Source organism: Flavobacterium sp. N1736 (assembly GCF_025947065.1).
Lineage (GTDB): Bacteria > Bacteroidota > Bacteroidia > Flavobacteriales > Flavobacteriaceae > Flavobacterium.
Genome location: NZ_CP109994.1, coordinates 2,110,686 through 2,130,395 on the forward strand (window position 1 = coordinate 2,110,686; position 19,710 = coordinate 2,130,395).

Annotated in this window: 12 protein-coding genes; 6 read left to right on the forward strand and 6 right to left on the reverse strand. The window is 33.7% G+C overall.

The features are described from left to right. Positions 1-7: 7 nt before the first annotated feature. The 5 genes from OLM54_RS08835 to OLM54_RS08855 all read right to left on the reverse strand — a co-directional run bounded on the left by OLM54_RS08835 (position 8) and on the right by OLM54_RS08855 (position 9,926). Positions 8-1,396, reverse strand: coding sequence for an RHS repeat domain-containing protein (locus OLM54_RS08835; protein WP_264538219.1), 1,389 nt, complete (start codon positions 1,394-1,396; stop codon positions 8-10). A 302-nt stretch (positions 1,397-1,698) separates the two neighbouring features. Further along, positions 1,699-3,834, reverse strand: a complete 2,136-nt coding sequence (locus OLM54_RS08840; RefSeq protein ID WP_264538220.1) for a DUF6443 domain-containing protein — start codon at positions 3,832-3,834, stop codon at positions 1,699-1,701. A gap of 23 nt (positions 3,835-3,857) precedes the next feature. Further along, a complete protein-coding gene (locus OLM54_RS08845; protein ID WP_264538221.1) occupies positions 3,858-7,907 on the reverse strand; it encodes a fibronectin type III domain-containing protein in 4,050 nt (1,349 codons plus the stop codon). 636 nt (positions 7,908-8,543) lie between these two features. Further along, positions 8,544-9,236: an SIMPL domain-containing protein gene (locus tag OLM54_RS08850; protein WP_264538222.1), complete on the reverse strand. Its 693-nt coding sequence runs from the start codon at positions 9,234-9,236 to the stop codon at positions 8,544-8,546. Between the two features lie 51 nt (positions 9,237-9,287). Beyond that, positions 9,288-9,926: a rhomboid family intramembrane serine protease gene (locus OLM54_RS08855; protein ID WP_264538223.1), complete on the reverse strand. Its 639-nt coding sequence runs from the start codon at positions 9,924-9,926 to the stop codon at positions 9,288-9,290. Between the two features lie 111 nt (positions 9,927-10,037). Between OLM54_RS08855 and OLM54_RS08860 the strand changes: the two genes are divergently transcribed. Then, positions 10,038-10,913 carry a lysophospholipid acyltransferase family protein gene (locus OLM54_RS08860; protein ID WP_264538224.1) on the forward strand — a complete coding sequence of 292 codons (876 nt, stop codon included), beginning with the start codon at positions 10,038-10,040 and terminating at the stop codon, positions 10,911-10,913. Between the two features lie 176 nt (positions 10,914-11,089). Further along, a complete protein-coding gene (locus OLM54_RS08865) occupies positions 11,090-12,568 on the forward strand; it encodes a glycosyl hydrolase (protein WP_264538225.1) in 1,479 nt (492 codons plus the stop codon). Positions 12,569-12,848: 280 nt separating this feature from the next. On the opposite strand, the gene glmM is transcribed toward OLM54_RS08865, so the two are convergent. Next, on the reverse strand, positions 12,849-14,237 hold the full coding sequence (gene glmM, locus OLM54_RS08870; RefSeq protein ID WP_264538226.1) for a phosphoglucosamine mutase: 1,389 nt from the start codon (positions 14,235-14,237) through the stop codon (positions 12,849-12,851). Positions 14,238-14,489: 252 nt separating this feature from the next. On the opposite strand from glmM, the gene OLM54_RS08875 reads away from it, so the two are divergent. The 4 genes from OLM54_RS08875 (at position 14,490) to OLM54_RS08890 (ending at position 19,638) form a co-directional block, all read left to right on the forward strand. Next, complete coding sequence (locus OLM54_RS08875; RefSeq protein WP_264538227.1) at positions 14,490-15,074, forward strand: acyl carrier protein phosphodiesterase; 585 nt, start codon at positions 14,490-14,492, stop codon at positions 15,072-15,074. After that, positions 15,071-16,753 carry a gamma-glutamyltransferase gene (gene ggt / locus OLM54_RS08880; RefSeq protein WP_264538228.1) on the forward strand — a complete coding sequence of 561 codons (1,683 nt, stop codon included), beginning with the start codon at positions 15,071-15,073 and terminating at the stop codon, positions 16,751-16,753. Before OLM54_RS08875 ends, ggt begins: the two co-directional genes overlap by 4 nt. Before the next feature lie 84 nt (positions 16,754-16,837). Then, entirely contained in the window at positions 16,838-18,622 is a 1,785-nt protein-coding gene (locus OLM54_RS08885; protein WP_264538229.1) for a chloride channel protein, read from the forward strand. Between the two features lie 62 nt (positions 18,623-18,684). Further along, positions 18,685-19,638: a Fic family protein gene (locus OLM54_RS08890; protein ID WP_264538230.1), complete on the forward strand. Its 954-nt coding sequence runs from the start codon at positions 18,685-18,687 to the stop codon at positions 19,636-19,638. The last annotated feature ends 72 nt before the right edge of the window (positions 19,639-19,710 follow it).

Consider the following 19,710-nt stretch of genomic DNA (forward strand, 5'->3'; position numbering starts at 1 on the left):
ATAATTTTTAATCTTTATATTTATTTGTATCTTCTATTCCAAAACCAGGAAAAAAGGTTCCCTGATCATGCAAATTTTGTAAAAATCTATACGTTTGTCTTCTGTTAACCTTATTTGAGGTAGGAGACGTTGTTATTACCGGTAATCCTTTATGGTCTTTTCTTGTAATGCCAGCAGCTGGAATTTCCCCATTTGCCCTGGCGGTTACTTGTTCAGAACCATTAACAACTCTTTTTTCTTCTTTATTATCATAATTTTTATCAGGAGTACCGGTTAGAATGTCTTTAGATTTAGAAGCTACGGCACCTGCTAATGCATGATCTGCTTCATGTTCTGCCATGGTTGCCGGTGACATAATAGTACCATTAGTAGTTTCATATCCAACTTTTGGATTCCAGGTAACTACATTATAATTCGATTGTTCTGAATTTTCTTGTTTACTAAATACTCCTTCCTGAACATCAACCGTAATATTAGGATTTTCTGCAATTGCCTGCATCGCCTTACCACCACCATTATTAACATTGTAATTATATGCATCTACAAAGTCTCTCACAAATTGATTATCTGGTAAAACTGTTGCACCACCATTAAAAATAAACTCTTTACTTTTTCCTTGTTTATCTATATAATTTATTCTCCAATCATCAGGCGCCATCCCGTCAGGGTCAATAAAATAGACAGGGTTATTAAATGCATAATTATAAGGACTATGTCTTCTCATTTTTTCTGCCTTAGGATCAATGTTCATCCATCTTCCTAAAGCTGGATCATAGTTACGTGCGCCATAATCATATACATTAAAACTTAGCTCGTCTTGAAGTTCTTTTCCATTGTATTTATACTTTAAGGCAGTGCGAGTTGAATTAACTATACCGTTATCCTTATGTTTTAACCCGAAAGGATAATAATTATTTTCTTCCATGTTTTCAGAATAGACAATCATTCCATCGTTATTTGAATCACAATAACTCAATCGAACGTTTCCTAAATGATCTTTGTATTGATAAATATAACGAAAAATCCCGGAATTATATTCCACAAAACCTTCAGGTTGCGGAAAAAGTTTTAATACATTGTTTTCATACTGAAATCCGCCTGCGTAATCTGTTGTTATTCCTGTACTTACTATTTTACGCTGTTTTGCACCAGTTGCATCATACTTGTAATCAATAGTTCCGCTGCCAAATGTGACTTTGACAGGCAAGTTGAGATGATTGTAGGTAACAGAAGTTATATCTTTGTTTTTATCAAGAATCATATTCCCATTGGCATCATAAATGTAATCATCATCAGTATTAGTACCATCTTTAAAGCCTTCGGCACCATAGGCGCTATTTTTAAAACCATCATCTACTTTTTTTAAGCGATTACCGTTATTGTAAGTATAGCTCAAAGCATCCATTGAAGTGGAACCATTTCCGACATTCGGAGTAGGTGTCTGACGAGTTAAATACATAATATTTCCATTTCGATCATACTCATTAACAATTTCATCAAATTTATTATTGGATAAATTATTCTCATAATAAAGAGCTTTTGTAAATCTATTCAGTGCATCATAAGTATAATTGTATTGCTTTAAGGCTGAAGGCGTAAGGTTGTTTGACTTCCAGGAACTACTGCTTATATTACCATTGTATAATGGTTTATTATAAAAATATGGAGAAACTGATGGATTTACTATCGTATTGTAATTCAATGCATAACCAAACAAATCACCGGATTCTGAGCCATAGTATTAGGGTTGTTAATACCAGTAAGCCATCCGCGAATATTATAGGTAAAATCTACATTTTGCAATCCTTCATTGTTTTTTCCTCCAACTTTTTTATTGGTTAATTGCCCAAATTCATTATAATTATTAGCCACAATAATTTCCGGAATGCTGGCAGCATTTATGGCTTGAGTTTGTTTTAACATCCTGCCTGCCTGATCGTAAGTAAAGGTGTCTGCTATAAAGGTATTCACGCCGTTTCTGAGGTGTGTAGTAGTACTTCCCAATATTTTGCCCACAAAATCGAATTGGTTTTTTACTGTAGTGGTTGTAGACAGGTAATCATTTTTTGTGTAGTTGTAAATAGGTTTTCCTTTAGCATCATAATAATATGTATTGGTTATCCAGTTAGCAGTTTCCAAAATACGAATTTTACTTCCTGTATTCATGCCTTTGGAATTAGTAATTGGTGTAACACCATAAGATGTTGTCGAAACGCCACCGTTTAAATCAAAGTTATAATCATCATAATAATTAATCGTTAACACATTAATGTCGCTTGTGTTTGGAAAAGCAAAATTGCTATAATAGATAGTAGTTCCATTAAGGGTGTTCATCGCTGTTTTTATTTCTGACAAGCTGCTGCCTCCAACATCTGCTAAGAGCTGTATTTCTGCACGTGTTGTTTTTAGTGTATTTATATATTCACCAGTGTAAACAGGTCTGTCAAATGCATCATATTTGGTAAACAGCCATTTATTGGAAGTTTTTAAATTGGCATCCTGAGTTAAGATCGGTCTGTCTAGTTTATCGTAGACAATATACTCCCATTCTTTTCCTGGTAATTTCTTTTCTATAAGCCTATTTCGTTTATCATACTTATATTGATAAATTAAATCATTAAAAGTACTTCTGTCTAACGAAGGGATAGTAAATTTACTCTGCCAATTGTCAAGATTTATAGAAAACTGGGTAGTAAAATCGCCTCTTTGATGTGAGGACACCAAAAGACCTGTTGGGGAAAAACACAAATCTCCATTCAAAATATAAGCAGTTCCTGCTACAATTGGGTATCCTGAACTATTGTACATTATAATATCTCCTAAAGTCATATTAGGTAAATCGGGACTAAAATTTAAGTGTGCAATTTTACCGCTTTTTACGGGCTCATTTTGAAAATTTTCTCCGTAAAAATAACACTCTAATTTTCCTTTCGATTCATACATCGAAATTTCACTATAGTAGCCGTTATCTACAAGAAAGGATGCTCCATCGTTATAACTATCCAGAAAAATCTCTTGTTTTTGAAACACCTGCCCTAAATTACTGTATGTAAAAACTTTAGGAGGAAGTACATAAGTCAAATTCCCATAATCGTCATATACATAATAGGTATCGTGCCATTTTTCTGCATCAAAATTACGTTTCAAAATCATACGTCCCTCTTTGTCTTTAAATTCTTGCGTGGTATGATCATTAACATCAGTTTGACTAGCCATCCAATTTTCGTCTTTCGTAATCGTTTTATATAATTGAGATGGGGCATAAACACCTTGGTCTTCCAAATAGGGATTCTCTGTATTGCCTGAAATAAAAGAAACACCAAAACGTCTTACCTGATCTGCATAACTATTGGTTTGATAATCTAGCTTTATTTCATGACCATTGCCAAGTTTCCAATCCTCTCCCGGTGCTCCTTGCTTCAGCACTCTGTTAAGCGGTGAAACTTCTAAATCTTTTTCAGAATAGGGATTGCCATCTTTATAAAATGTTTGGTATTGGCTGGCAATTGCTGGTATAACAATACTATTGTCTATTCTGTTCATATTGCTTTGAGAGGAAGTATAAGGCAAATATTCCTTCTTTTGGCGTCCAAAGTCATCATATTCTATAGGTACAATAATATCTTTACCTAGTGGCGATTGCGCATTAGCGATTTTTTGTACAGGCCTTCCAAGTCCGTCAAAATAAGTGATATTTTGACCTACCTGAACAGGAGTTGGGTTTGCAATAGTAGACGAACTAGCTTGTTTATAAATATTGCTTTTTATGAAATTACCTGTCTGTCCAATAATTATCATTGGAAATAGTAATAATATATATAGATATCTTTTCATTATGATCGTTTATTTAATTATTACTAATCTCTGAATACAGTATTACAAGTTACTGAGATTACCTCAGAACCTATTTTTGTAAATGTTCCTGAACTTAGTACATTTCCACTTCCACTATTAGCATAACCGTTAAATAGTACCCCTCTTACAGAACTGGTCACTTTTAAATATTTATCGTAAGTATCCTGACTTGCTGTAATAGTGGCATAAAAAGTATCTCCTTCCGTGAGAGTGCCTGTTGAATATCCAGTACTTGTCATAGTTAAATATGGAACGCCATTTTTATAAAAAGCACAGGATTCGGATGAACCATTATAGCTTGAAAATTCTATACTGCAAGCGTTTACTAAGGCAATAGTTTTCATCGCTACAACGGGACATAATGCTCCTTCGCCAGTACTATTATAAGCAAGAACCTGCACATTATAAGAGGTTCCGCCTACCAGACCGGATAATGAACCGGATGTTGTAGCCGATGAACTAACATATACTCCATTCTTATATATTTTGTAACCTGTTGCACCAGAAACAGCATTCCATGTGAAGTTTAAAGTTGTTGACGTGGCACTTGAAAGAGACAATCCTGTTAATGCTGTAGGTATTTGATTAACGGTAATACAATCTACAGATTGCCCTTGATAATTATAACAATATGTTTCAATAATATTTAGATTCTGATCCTTTATAACTGCCAGTCTATTATTACTGTCATATTCGTAATAGGTAATTAATCCTTTAGGATCAGTTATAGTACTTACTCCTGCAAGTGGCTTGTAGGTATATGTAGTAACCATGGCATTGGTCAATGCTGCTCTGATTTTGTTTAATACAGTAATCATTGTGGCTTGATTGTATGTCCCATCCTTAATATTGGATAGCTCTGTTGGTGTCAAAATAGCCACAACAGATGCCAGAGAGGCATTTTCTATTTTAGCAACAGGATATTCTTCTTTGTATCCCCACAGAAAAACAGTTGTGGCACCATCGGTTTGCTTATACTCAGCAAGGTTTCCGTATTTTCCATAACCTGTAAAATCTATCTTTTTGTCATAACTTGTTGCCCCACCTTTTATAGTTTTAACATTTTTAGGTAAAAACATATTTTTGGAAACATTATTTTCATCCAGATAAGAGCTACTATTGAAATTATTAATAGTTCCTTGTACTAAGTTTCCATCAATAGTATTTTCTGATTGTATCACGGGATTAACAACATTCGCTGCAATCATACTCGAGATAGTAGCTGCAGGGGTTTCATCTATACCGGCTATTAAATCTTGTGGATATTTATTTTTAGCTATTATTACTTTCCCTTTACTATTAGTGGTAGTGGTTTTAGTTAAATTTTTATGCTGAGGATTTTCATAATCGTATGTAGTTTTTGTCGTAATAGGATCTTTTCCATTTACATCAAAAATCGTTTCTGTAGTACTCTCAGGATGCCACCATTCACAATAAAATCTATAATAATTAATAAAAATACCCTGTTTTGGATCAGAACTAGACCGATCTTTTAAAACAGTTCTTGTAGAAATCCCCTTAATAATTTTTGATGAAAGATTATCTTGCATATAATTGTTTTCTGTGATTTTTACGATATCACCTTTGGCATTATATTGTTCCTCTTTTATTAAATCACCATTATTCATATGCGTTATTAGGGGCATCCCAGGAATATTAGTAAAACCTTCTACATCAGGATTATTGGAATAATAATAAACAGATTTTCCCAACGTATTTCCTGACGAATCCTGATCTGACACTGATACATTTGTGTATCCAATATAATTTCCCTGAGCTGAAGAACTTAAAGGTGTACAATTTTCTGTAGAACGCACAACAACTTTCGTAAAATCATAACCTGAATAACCTTCCGGACTATAGTATTGCTTTGTTCCTGAATCTATATAAAAATGCTGAATATCACTCATAGGAACTCCTGAAGTCCAAGTCGTTCCTTTATAGTTATAATCATAAACTCTGCTCAGTTTAACGGTGCTGTCAGTATCTAAACTTTCCTGTTTCAAGATTCTTAAACCGCCTCCAATTATTCCGTCTGATCTAAGTCCTTGCGTAAAACTAACACGCATAGAAATTGTTGCATAGCCTGTATAAGCTTTAGTATTGGCTCTAATATTATAAAATCCGGGAGGTAAAATCAACTGAACGTTTGAACTAAAATTATTTACGCCTGGGCTAAAACGCAGTATAGTTTCACCGGCAGAGGTTTCTAGTAAAGCTTTAATATTTGCCAATGTACTTGAGGTACCTGAATTATTTGTAATGTTGCAATTAATTTTTACAATGGTATAGTCATTTAAATAAAATCCTCTTGATTCATCATCTACTGAATCGCCATCATGCCATATTGCATATTGTTGGTAATTATAATTCAAAACATCCTGATCACCATTAGGATCATATTTGTTTGATTCATAAGTAAACGTTGCAGCGCCTCCTGTAGGGTAATTAATTTTGGTTAAAATCCCTGCTTGCGCGTTAGTTTCATTGGGTTCTCTGTAAGCACCATTTAGAAAAGGATACCAGGTAGAACTTGATGCCGGACCACACTCCATTTGAAAAGGTAAAAAACTGGTATGGCTTATTTTATATTCAGGTGCATTATCTTCTCGTATTACAACAGGATTTCGTATGTAATCATAATCTGACGAGTTGTATCTGTATAAAGATGAGCTTACGTCTCTATAATATTGGAGATGATCATTATCAAATCCATTATAATATCCCCAGTGATCTGTCGAAGTAGATGTTTTAGCAGGAAGTATAATCGAATTATAAGTAAATGTATAGGGAGGATTTTTTTTATAAGTATTGGATACCTTATCATAAAATGATTCCTGAACGCTATTTAATTTCAGCCTCCAATAATTTTCTTTATTTTTTCCTGTTACATTTCCGTTAAAATAAGAATAGTCAAACGCCACTTTCTTAACAGATTCTCCATTTAAATTAAATACCTCAAAAGAATTTAGTTTTTGAGATTTTGGAGCTATATTTCCAAAGTGATTATTCTGGCGCTGATCTTCCCTGTCGTTTGAAGTAAAATCAATATAACCATTTTTAAATTTTATTTTTGTCAAATTGATATCACTAGCTGATGACATACTAACAGCTATATTATATTTTTTTTCATTAAAAGTTCCATACCATAAATTATAATATTCTGAAGATTTAAAAAGAGGATCTCCAAAATAACTTTCCTGTTCATAAAAACTTAACTGACTGATACTTCGGCGCCCGATCGCGTCATCATATTCAAAAGTTAGTGCATCTCCTTTTGGTGTTATTATTTTATTAATATACCATGCTGATATATATTCATCGAAATTAACATTGGGATCCAGTCTGGAAAATCTATCTTCACGTAGCACATCATCTACCAGATAATATGGAACCGCACCGCTATCAGTACCACTGTAGCTACGCGACACTTCTTTTACATTAAAATAATATTTCCAGCCATTACCATCGGTTACTTCCCACTCCATTTTATCTGTGTCATAAACAAATGTGGTATTGGTTTGTTTTAGAGGTATTCCTTTAATCTTAGGAGAACTTCCTTGCCTTTTATCGAAAATCATTTTTCCTGATTCTCCTAAAAAATTATAATACATTATATCTGGTTTTCCATCCCTTGCCCCTTCATCAATTTCTCTGTAAGAATTACAATATTCGCAATTATTCCCAAAAATAACTACATCAGTACTTGTAGAAGGCAAATCGCTAACTGTGGTATATCCAGTAAAAGGTTTTAAATCGTCTAAACCATTTATAGATCTGGTTATAACACCACCTGCATTTAATGCCCAGCCAAGACCAACATTACTCGCTTCTTGAGAAACTCTTATCCCTGAAGCGTGGTAACTTACTGAAATCGGTAATTCTATTTCTCCTGATTTTATATTATATAAGGGTACCGATATATCAGGAACCCCAGTATAATTATTTGTTGGCACATTTGCGTATTGTGCTAATGCAGCTGCATTTGGTGAAGGAGGCATCACTTTCGGTGCATTTTGTGAGAAAGCTAAGCTAACACTAAGTAGTGCCAAAATTTTAGATAGTACCTGTCTTTTCATATGGTTTGTTCTATGTTTTTCTTATTTTTCATAAAATTTTAACCAATATTAGTACATTATTTCTTATTTAATGTTTGCACTATATTAAGGAATTAGATATAAAATGAATGCATTGTTATGGATCAACTTAAGTAATTATTAATCAAAAACTTATAAATTAAATTACAAACTAATAAAGATTCTTATGGTGTCATTTATCTAAAAATAGGTCGACAGAAATCAATTTATTATGAAAGACAAAAAAGGAAACTGAACTCATTGAGACTTTAAATTAACTACTGTTTCTCAAGTTAAAGAAGCGTAAATTCGTCTAAAAACAGATACGTTTAAACAAAAACTCAAAAGCTTATGTTTAACATTAAATTTACATATGTAAGAAAGCAAAAGCTTTTGAAAAATTTATGATATACTTTTTTGCGTGATTTTTAATGATTCTTGAATATAAAAATTAAGATTAACTTATTATTTACCAAAAATTCTAATTCGAATATCTTTTGTCAAAATTCAATCTAGAGTTCTTTTATAGAAAACGTTCAATAAAAAAAATTCCAAACCCCAATTTTTAAATTGGAATTTGGAATTTAAGATTTAGAATTCTTTATTTATGATTTATTCTAGAACAAAACTTACACTTACATTTGCTGTAACTTCGATTTCACCAACTGCTAAAGTTTCATTTTCTGCACCACCGTTGCTATCCATAGCCATCGATTTCATAGCTGCATACATTGGTTGCGGGTGATAAATTTGTGAATTATCAGAAATAACAAAAGCTTTACCTACTTTTTGTCCTAAAACAGAAACGTAATCTTCTGCTTTTGCTTTCGCATCTTTCATCGCTAATTTACGAGCTTCTGATTGTAGCTGAACTATTTTTGAAGATTCAAAAGAAACTTTGTCCAAACGGTTAATTCCCTGTTGAACCAAACCTTCCATCAATTCATCGTATTTAGTTAAATCTTTTAAAACAATTTCTACTGTTTGCGTAGCGTTGTAACTTGTTTTCTTTTTTTCGTAATCATATTGCGGATTTAGCGCAACTTGTTTGGTTTTAAAATCTGCTGTTGGAATATTCATTTTTTTGATGAATTTCAAAACAGCATCAATTTTTTCGTCATTTTGCTTTTTGACGTCTTTAGCATTATTCCCTTTTGTTTCAACTGTTGCTGAAATACAAACCTGATCAGGTGCTACTTTTACTTTTCCTTCTCCATTTACATTGATTTGTGGAATTTGTTTGGTTTCCTGGCCGTAAGACATAGTCATAAACATGATTGTTAAAAATAATACTAGTTTTTTCATTTTTGTTAAATTTTAATTATTCAATAATGGCATTTCAAAATTTGTGCCACATTATATTTTTCCCAATTTTGCTAATACAAAAAGTATTAAAATAGGAATCGCCAACAGGATTACCATTAAAGTATGATCTGCAATTAAGGAAGGTTCTTTAATTAAAGTTATCAAATAACCGCCTATAGCACCTCCAAAGTGCGCTGTATGACCAATGTTATCATTTTTGGCGCGCATTCCGTAAATTGAATATAATAAATATAAAATTCCGAAAAGATAAGCAGGAACGGGAATCACGAAGAATACCCCTAACATCATATCCGGCTGTAAAAGTATTGCCGAATATAAAACACCTGTTACTGCGCCCGAAGCACCAACGGCTCTGTAACTGTAATCGTTTTTATGAAAAACCATTGTTAGCAGACTTCCAAAAATTAAACTTCCAAAATAAACCAGCACAAACGAAAAGTTACCCAACCAGCCTAAAACAACCGGAGCAAAAAACCAAAGCGTAAGCATATTAAAAAGTAAATGCATCATATCTGCATGTAAAAAACCGGATGAAAGCATTCTGATTTGTTCCCCGGAACGAATACTTCCTACATGAAATTCGTGTTTTCTAAAAAAAGCAAGATCATTAAAACCTTTGTAGCTAATCAATACATTGGCGACTATAATCCCAATTAAAATGGTATTCATAAAAAATATTTAATGTGAAATGTAAATATAGTCATTCTTAAACATATGTTAGCGTCAGTCCAAAATATCCGTCTTTATTCATTTTTATTTTATATTTGTAAAAAAATTTACATGCAATTTCTCGTTTATATATTGGCCTACCCTTTTTTATGGCTTATCTCTATATTACCTTTTCGAATATTTTACTTGTTTTCTGATTGCGTATATTTCATTATATATCATGTTGTTGGTTATCGTAAGAAAGTTGTTCGCGAAAACTTAGCAATGACTTTACCACATTTAAATAATGCCGAACGAAAAGAAATCGAAAAGAAATTCTATCAGCACATGTGCGATATGTTTTTAGAAACGATTAAAACGATGAGTATTTCGCCTGAAGAAATGGAAAGGAGATTTCAAGTCACTAATATTGAACTCATACAGGATTATGCAAGAAAAGGCAAAAGTGTTATTCTCGTTGCTTCACACTACGCCAGTTACGAATGGCTTCTGACAATTAATCCAAAACTTGGTTTTCAGGGAATTGCAATATACAAGAAAATTGCCAATCGTTATTTTGATAAATTAATTCGTAAAATTCGTTCAAAATATAATACAGAATTAATTGAAACCAGAAAAGCCATTCCAACTATGGCTCAAAATCAGCGTGAAGGAAAATTAAGCCTTTACGGATTAGCAAGTGATCAGTCTCCAAAACTGGACAGGATTTTTCATTCAATGAAATTTATGGGTATTGAAGTTCCTGTGCACACCGGAGCCGAAATGCTGGCAAAAAAATACGATTTAAGCGTGATAATGGTAAAAGTAAAAAAAGTTGCAAGAGGCTATTATGAAGCCACTTTTCTAACTATTGCTGATAATCCTAATGATTATGAAAATTTTGAAATTACAGAACGATATTTAAGAGAAGTCGAAAAACAAATTTATGAAGTTCCGGAATATTATTTATGGACACATAAAAGATGGAAACATAAAGTTGAAAAATAATCTTCAAAAAAATCCAAAAAACAATACATGTTTTTTGGATTTTTGGGTTTTAGTGCAAATCATAAAAAAATGAAAACTGATTGATGTGTTTTTGTATATCTTTTTTTTGATACGATTTTTACTAAAAAAACATACATTTGAAATAGATAAAATTAACCCAAATCTTATTATCTATTATGATCAAAAACCTATCTTTAATTGTATGTTTCTCATTAGCAACATTCGCACAAAGCCCAAAACGCGGAATTGCATACGGAGACCATTCTACATCTGATTTATTACTATTAAAACCCGGAGTTTCCTGGTGGTATAACTGGGGATCTTCTCCAGAAAACGACACTAATGCAAACTACGAATCTATTGGTGTAGAATATGTACCCATGGCATGGGGAAAAATAAATGATGCTGATGTTCAGGCTTTTATTAACAGAATAAAACCCGGAGCCAAATATTTATTGGCTTTTAATGAACCCAATTTTAACGACGGATCCAGATTAACGCCGCAAGAAGCAGTAAATGCATGGGCAAATGTCGAAAAAGTTGCTGCTGCAAAAAATCTCGAAATCGTAAGTGCCGCGCCGGCTTTTAACGGTTCCAATAATTATGGCGGTTACACAAGCCCAGTTGCCTGGCACGATCAATTTTTTCTGCTATGTCCAAACTGCAAAGTCGATTACATAGCTTTTCATACTTATGATAGTTCATCAGGATCTGTTATTGGCGTTACAGGACTTTTAAAAAAATACAATCGTCCTGTTTGGGTAACCGAATTTGCCAATAGAGTCATTCAGACTGCCGCCGAAAAAACGACATTCATGAAAGAGATCTTAACCAGTTTTGAAAACGATCCGGATATCTATCGTTATTCATGGTTTACCGGAAGAGTCGATCCTGCAAAATGGCCTGACATGGCCGAAGGACCATTATTAGAGTTAAAAACCAGTGCTTTAAGACCTATTGGAACGGAATATATAAATGTGCCTTACACTACCAAAAAAATGAATGTTCCGGGACGAATTACTGCCAATAAACATTATCGCCGAAAAGGAACAACATTGCAAAACACAACAGATGGCGGAACAGTTCAGAATGTTAGCGCAATAAATGAAGGCGACTGGAACGAATTTATGATCAATGTTGTCGATGCCGGAACCTATAAACTTACTTTTAGAGTAGCGGCTGCAACCATTGCCGGAAAATTTGACATTTTTGTAAATGATATTGCGGTAAAAACAGATGAAACTTTCCCCGCTACAGGCGCAATGCAAACGTATGCAGATAAAATCGTAAACGGAGTTGTGTTACCAAAAGGAGAAGTTTATCTGAAAATTAAATTCAAATCAAACGATATGAATTTTAATTATATAGATGTTGCCGTTACTAATTTAGGTGTAAATGATCCGGTTTCTGAAAAAGATTCTTTTACGGTTTATCCAAATCCAATTAAAACACAATCGACACTTCATATTAAATCAGATCTTACAGAACCTTTGTCTTTAAAAATAGTAGACATGAAAGGAAGTATTTGTTTTTCTTCTGATGAATATTTCACAAATGAAGATATAAAAATTGGAGATAAACTTTCGACAGGAATTTATATTGTAACCGCAACTTACGGTTCAATTAAAAAATCATTGAAAATTATCAAAGAGTAAGATTCTGATTAATAAGCGAATCAAAAGTTAAATGTGCCGTTAGGCACAAATATTGGTAGAAAACAAGAAGTGGAATAAATTTAGCGTGCCGTAGGTACGCAATAGTTATCATTTTGTTGCGTACCTACGGCACGTTAACGAATTTTCAACCTAATTAATAACTACCAAAATTTGGTGCTTAACCGCACAAATTGCAAATTTTCAACTCTTGCATTTAATAAAAAAAATACCTCTTTCATTGATTTTGAAAGAGGTATTTTTTTTATAGAATTGTCAAAAATTAAATTCCGGCAATTGCTTTTATTTCATCTATAATTCGAAGTGCCAAAACATCTGCTTTTTCCTGAGACGGAGCTTCGGTATAAATACGAATAATAGGTTCTGTATTTGATTTTCTTAAATGAACCCATTCTGTAGCAAAATCAATTTTTACACCGTCAATTGTCGAAATATCTTCGTTTTTATATTTTTCAGTCATCGCAACTAAAATTGCATCAACATCAATTTGCGGCGTTAATTCAATTTTATTTTTGCTCATATAATATTCAGGATATGAAGCACGCAATGCCGAAACTGAGATCTTTTTATTAGCCAAATGCGTCAAAAACAATGCAACGCCAACCAAGCTGTCACGACCGTAATGAAGCTCAGGATAAATAATTCCCCCGTTACCTTCACCGCCAATAATAGCATTATTTTTTTTCATTAATTCCACAACATTTACCTCGCCTACTGCGCTGGCTTCGTAATTTCCTTTATGACCAACAGTTACATCGCGCAATGCACGTGAAGATGACATATTCGAAACTGTATTTCCCAGAGTTTTACTCAAAACATAATCAGCGCAAGCGACCAAAGTATATTCTTCACCAAACATTTCACCGTCTTCGCAGATAAAAGCCAAACGATCCACATCAGGATCAACAACAACACCTAAATCTGCCTTTTCTTTTACAACCAATTCTGAAATATCCGTTAAATGTTCCTTTAAAGGTTCCGGATTATGAGGAAAATGTCCGTTTGGTTCACAATATAATTTCACCACTTCAACCCCCATTAATTCCAGTAATCTCGGAATAATAATTCCGCCAGAAGAATTTACACCATCAACAACAACCTTAAATTTTGCCGCTTTTACAGCTTCAACATCAACTAAAGGCAAATTTAAAACCTCGTCAATATGAATATCCATATACGCATCATTCAACGTAATCTCGCCTAAACTATCCACATCCGAGAAATCGAAAGCCTCAGCATCAGCAATTTCAAGAATTTTTGCACCTTCAGCGCCGCTTAAAAATTCCCCTTTTTCATTCAGTAATTTCAAAGCATTCCATTGTTTTGGATTGTGCGAAGCCGTCAAAATAATTCCGCCATCCGCTTTTTCCAAAGGCACGGCAACTTCAACAGTTGGCGTAGTTGAAAGTCCAAGATCAATTACATTAATTCCCAAACCTATTAAAGTATTTACCACAAGATTGTGAATCATTGGTCCTGAAATTCGGGCATCACGGCCAATTACAACCGTTAATTTTTCTTTTGAAGTATTGTTTTTCAAAAAGGTTCCGTAAGCCGATGCAAATTTTACCGCATCAACAGGAGTCAGGTTATCACCTACTTTTCCTCCAATAGTGCCACGTATACCTGATATTGATTTTATTAAAGTCATTTTTTTGAGTTATGGTTACCAGTTACAAATATAGAAAAGTTAGTAAGTTTCTAAGATGCTAAGTGGCTAAGAATTTAAAAAAAGTTGTTAAGTGGCTAAGGTTCTAAGTTACTGAGATTTTTTAAAATAAGCTGAAATGTTAAGTTTATATTGAGAAGTCCTATTATAAAAACCATTTAAAAAAGATTTTATACATTTACAATAGAGAGAACTTAGAAACTTAGTCTCTCAGAACCTTAGCAACTCAAAAAAATGAACTTCCTAGCCCACATATATCTTTCAGGCGATAACGATTTAATAAAAATTGGCAATTTTATGGCCGATGGCATCCGTGGAAAACAGTTTGAACATTTTCCTGACGATGTTCAAAGAGGAATTATTTTGCATCGTTTTATTGATACTTACACCGATTCGCATGATGTTTTCAGGCAAAGTACCAAACGGTTACACGAAAAATACCATCATTATTCAGGAGTGATTGTAGACATTGTTTACGATCATTTTTTAGCTAAAAACTGGTCTAATTATTCAGATGAAAAACTCGAAACCTTTATCGATAGATTTTACAGTTCATTGCACGATAATTATGATATTCTAACAGAAAAAACACAGGGTTTAATGCCTTATATGATTGAGCGAAACTGGCTTTTAAGTTATCGGACTGTCGAAGGAATTCATCAGATTTTAACTCAAATGGACCGACGATCTAAGAATATGTCGAAAATGCAGTTTGCCAGTGAAGAATTAAAAGAATTTTACGATGAATTTGAACAGGAATTCACTTTATTCTTTGAAGATATCAGGCTCAATGCACATCAAAAATTACAATCTTTATGAAGAAAATTACGCTTTTATTGAGCCTTATTTATATTAGCTGCGCCACGCAGGAAACTTCAAAACCAACCGGATTAGTCACTTCAAAAGCAATGGTGGTTTCTGCTCGCGAAGAAGCTTCTAAAATTGGTGTTGAAATCATGAAAAATGGCGGAAACGCTTTTGATGCCATGATTGGAACCGAATTGGCTTTGGCGGTTTCATTTCCTTTTGCAGGAAACATTGGCGGCGGCGGATTTATGGTTTACAGAAAAGCAAACGGCGAAGTTGGATCTTTAGATTATCGCGAAAAAGCGCCTTTGGCAGCATCAAAAGACATGTTTCTGGATAAAGACGGAAACGTTATAAAAGGAAAAAGTACTGAAACTGCTTTGGCAATTGGCGTTCCGGGAACTATTGCAGGTGTTTTTGCCGTGCATAAAAAGTTTGGTTCTCTGCCAATGTCTGAAATTTTAAAACCTGTAATTGCTCTTGCCGAAAGAGGCGTTATTGTTACTGAAAAACAAGAAAAAAGCATGGATAATTATCGGGAATCGATTGTAAAAGTAAACGGTTCTACGACTCTTTTGGCAACTCATTTTAAAGAAAAAGATACTATTAAATATTCGGCTCTGGCCAATACTTTAAAACGAATTTCAAAAAACGGACGAGATGAATTTTATAAAGGTCAAACTGCTGAAATTCTGGTTGATTATCTACAGAAAAAAGGCGGCATTCTTACGCTTGAAGATTTAGCCAAATACGAAGCAAAATGGAGAAAACCACTTCAGTTTACTTATAAGGATTTAAAAATTACCTCAATGTCGCCGCCAAGCAGCGGGGGAATTTGTCTGGCACAAATCCTGAAAATGATTGCTACTTATGATTTGGCAAAAATGGGTCATAATTCTCCGGAAGCAATTCAGGTAATTGTTGAAGCAGAAAGAAGGGCTTACGCCGACAGAAGTCAATTTTTGGGAGATCCTGATTTTGTAAAAATTCCGACAAAAGCATTACTTTCCGATGCTTATTTAAAAGACAGAATGTCGACTTTTAATGTTGACAAAGCCAGTTTATCATCTGAAATAAAAGAAGGAAAAATAACGTACAGCGAAAGTACCGAAACGACGCATTATTCAATTGTCGACAAATTTGGAAATGCCATTGCAGCAACTACAACCTTAAACGACGGTTACGGTTCTAAATATTATTGTGATGAATTGGGTTTCTTCCTTAATAATGAAATGGATGATTTTAGTGCAAAGCCGGGATCTCCAAATATGTTTGGTTTGGTTGGAAATGAAGCCAATAGTATTGTTCCTCAAAAACGAATGCTGAGTTCGATGACACCAACAATTGTAGAAAAAAACGGTAAACTTTTTATGGTTGTCGGAACTCCCGGAGGTTCTACTATTATAACATCTGTTTTGCAGACGATTTTAAATGTTTACGAATATAAACTGAGTATGCAGGAAGCTGTAAATGCGCCGCGTTTTCATCATCAATGGTTACCCGATCTTATTAATTTTGAGCCAGAAACCTTTGATATAAAGACTATTGAAGTTTTAAAAGCAAAAGGGTATCTGATAAACGAAAATCCAACTCCGGTATTGGGCAAAGTCGATGCAATTTTGGTTTTACCAAATCAAAACCTTGAAGGAGGCGCTGATTTTCGTGGAGACGATACTGCTTCCGGTTTTTAGTTTTTCAAAAAATAAACCGAAATAGTTGACTTTTATGAATTCTATGCGCTAAATTTGTAGTTTACCTAACTTTTTAAACAAATAATGTTAAGAAAACTTTTTCGCAGACTAGAAAGCATTATTGCTTTAGCTCAATCTATATTGACACCAAAGCAATTTATATTTTTATCCAGTGTCTTAGTTGGTATTTCTTGTTCATTGGCTGTAATTGTTTTAAAAACATTTGCCCACAGCGTTTTTTCTTTTGCCACGTATATAAACGGAATCCTGAAATTAAATTTCATTAATGGTATCTTGCCTATAATTGGTATTTTGCTAACCGTATTTGTGGTCAAAAAAGTATTAAACGGTTCTATTCAAAAAGGTACTTCTCAAATTTTATATGCCGTTGCAAAAAAAGCAAGCATAATTCCCAAAAAACAAATGTATGCGCAAATCATAACGAGTTCCTTAACAGTAGGTTTAGGAGGTTCTGCCGGATTAGAAAGCCCAATTGTAATTACCGGAGCCGCTTTTGGGTCCAATTATGCGCAAGGTTATAAATTAGCTTACAAAGACAGGACTTTGCTTATTGGCTGTGGCGTTGCTGCCGGAATTTCGGCTGCTTTTAACGCTCCTATTGCCGGAGTTCTTTTTGCTATCGAAGTTTTATTGGTTGATGTTAGTATTTCAGCCTTTACTCCTATTATGATTTCTGCGGCTACAGGTGCTTTAGTTTCTGCTATTTTATTAGATGAAAGCATTTTATTGTCCTTCAAACAACAGCAAACTTTTAATTATCACAATATTCCATTTTATGTTCTTTTGGGTGTTTTAACTGGTTTTATTGCGGTTTATTACGCACGAAATTTTCAAAAAACAGAGCATTATTTTTCTAATTTAAAAATGGGTCCTTATAAAAAAGCACTTATTGGTTCTTCTTTATTAGCCTTGCTTATTTTTATTTTTCCAACCCTTTTTGGTGAAGGTTATGAAAGCATCAAAACCTTATCAGAAAGTGATCCGGGACAATTATTAGACAATACTCTATTTGCTGATTTTAGAAACAACCAATGGGTTTTACTTCTTTTTGTGGGATGCACGATGATGGTAAAAGTATTTGCTTCAGGATTAACTCTTGGAAGTGGTGGAAACGGAGGAAATTTTGCTCCATCCTTATTTATGGGATCTTATTTGGGGTATTTCTTTGCAAAATTCATTACTTTAATTGGTTTGGCAAAACTGCCAATAAGCAATTTTACAATGGTTGGAATGGCCGGTATTTTGAGCGGATTATTTCATGCGCCACTTACAGCGATTTTCTTAATTGCCGAAATTACCGGAGGTTATGGCTTAATGATTCCGCTTATGATCGTATCTTCTATAAGTTTTGCCATTTCTAAACGATTTGAAAAATATTCGCTTGACGTAAAAAACCTCGCTAAAAAAGGTCATGCATTTACAAGTAATAAAGACTCCAATATACTTTCGACTTTAGATATTGATACTATTATACAATGCGATTATTTAACCGTTCATCCGGAAGAACATCTAACTAAACTGGTCGATCTTATCTCGCACTCCAATCAGGTTGTTTTTGCTGTTGTTACGAAAGAAAATGAACTCGTTGGCGTTGTACATTTTAATGATATTCGCGAAATTATTTTCAATCCGTATCGGGTAAAATATACCTTAATAAAAGATGTCATGAAAACACCGCCTGCCACTATTTCATCTTATGATAGTATGGAAGTGGTTATGAGCAAGTTCGAAAAATCGAAATCAGCATTTATTCCCGTTTTAAAAGATCAAAAATATTTTGGTTTTATTTCTAAATCTATCGCACTCGAAGCTTACAGAACAAAATTGCGTTCCATGACAATTGAATAGTCTTAATATCGGATAGGTTAAAATTTGATATATCCGATATTAAGAAGTACCTTTGTGGGGAAATGTGGAATATAGACTTAACATATAGAGAAGAATTTCAATCGACATTTGATCGATTGTACCAAAAAAGGCTTGATTTGCAAAATAGCAGACCATTGCCCAATATTGCTTTGCATAAAATTCGCGAAAGTTTATCGCTCGAATGGACCTACAATTCCAATAGTATTGAAGGAAATACAATGAGCTTACGTGAAACCCAAATGGTGATTCAGGAAGGAATTACCATAAAAGGCAAATCGCTTCGGGAACATTTTGAAACTCATAACCACGATAAAGCGATTGATTATTTATACTCAATTGTTGATGATAATTATAAAATTCGAAGTATTGATATCCTCTCTATTCACGGATTGGTCTTGCGTTCTATTGAAGATGATTTTGCAGGACGAATACGAAATGGCGGTGTTCGAATTTCGGGAGCTAATTTTATGCCTCCAAATGCTAATAAAGTTTCAGATTATCTCGATGAATTAATTGAGTTTATCAATACAAATCCGTTGGGTTTAAACGATATTGAGCTGGCAACAATTTATCATCACAAGTTGGTTTGGATTCATCCTTTCTTTGACGGAAACGGTAGAACTGTTCGTTTGAGCATGAATTTGTTATTAATGCGCTGCGGTTTTCCTCCTGCTATTATCCTTAAAAATGACAGGAAAAAATATTACGAAGCACTTAATCAGGCTAATAATGGCAATTATCAAAAACTGACGCTTTTGATGTGTCAGGCACTGGAACGAACGCTAAATATTTATTTAACCGCTATGCCGGGAAGTAGTTACGATTATCAGCCTATAATAAATATCGTAAGTGAACCCCGAACACCTTATGGTCAGGAATATATTAGTTTACTCGCCAGAACAGGAAAAATTGACGCTTATAAAGAAGGACGAAACTGGTATACAACCAAAGAAGCCATCGAAGAATATATGGCAACCAGAAAAAGAAAACGCTAGTGTAAACTAGCGTTATTTTGTTACTAATTGTAACATAAAGTTTTGTACTCTAGTACTAAAAGAACAAATCAA

What these genes read in the sequence shown, in the direction of transcription:
- OLM54_RS08840 (WP_264538220.1), bottom strand. Translation starts at nt 3,834, where the DNA reads ATGAAAAGATATCTATATATATTATTACTATTTCCAATGATAATTATT.
- OLM54_RS08850 (WP_264538222.1), bottom strand. Translation starts at nt 9,236, where the DNA reads ATGAAAAAACTAGTATTATTTTTAACAATCATGTTTATGACTATGTCT.
- OLM54_RS08855 (WP_264538223.1), bottom strand. Translation starts at nt 9,926, where the DNA reads ATGAATACCATTTTAATTGGGATTATAGTCGCCAATGTATTGATTAGC.
- OLM54_RS08860 (WP_264538224.1), top strand. Translation starts at nt 10,038, where the DNA reads ATGCAATTTCTCGTTTATATATTGGCCTACCCTTTTTTATGGCTTATC.
- OLM54_RS08865 (WP_264538225.1), top strand. Translation starts at nt 11,090, where the DNA reads ATGATCAAAAACCTATCTTTAATTGTATGTTTCTCATTAGCAACATTC.
- glmM (WP_264538226.1), bottom strand. Translation starts at nt 14,237, where the DNA reads ATGACTTTAATAAAATCAATATCAGGTATACGTGGCACTATTGGAGGA.
- OLM54_RS08875 (WP_264538227.1), top strand. Translation starts at nt 14,490, where the DNA reads ATGAACTTCCTAGCCCACATATATCTTTCAGGCGATAACGATTTAATA.
- ggt (WP_264538228.1), top strand. Translation starts at nt 15,071, where the DNA reads ATGAAGAAAATTACGCTTTTATTGAGCCTTATTTATATTAGCTGCGCC.
- OLM54_RS08885 (WP_264538229.1), top strand. Translation starts at nt 16,838, where the DNA reads ATGTTAAGAAAACTTTTTCGCAGACTAGAAAGCATTATTGCTTTAGCT.
- OLM54_RS08890 (WP_264538230.1), top strand. Translation starts at nt 18,685, where the DNA reads ATGTGGAATATAGACTTAACATATAGAGAAGAATTTCAATCGACATTT.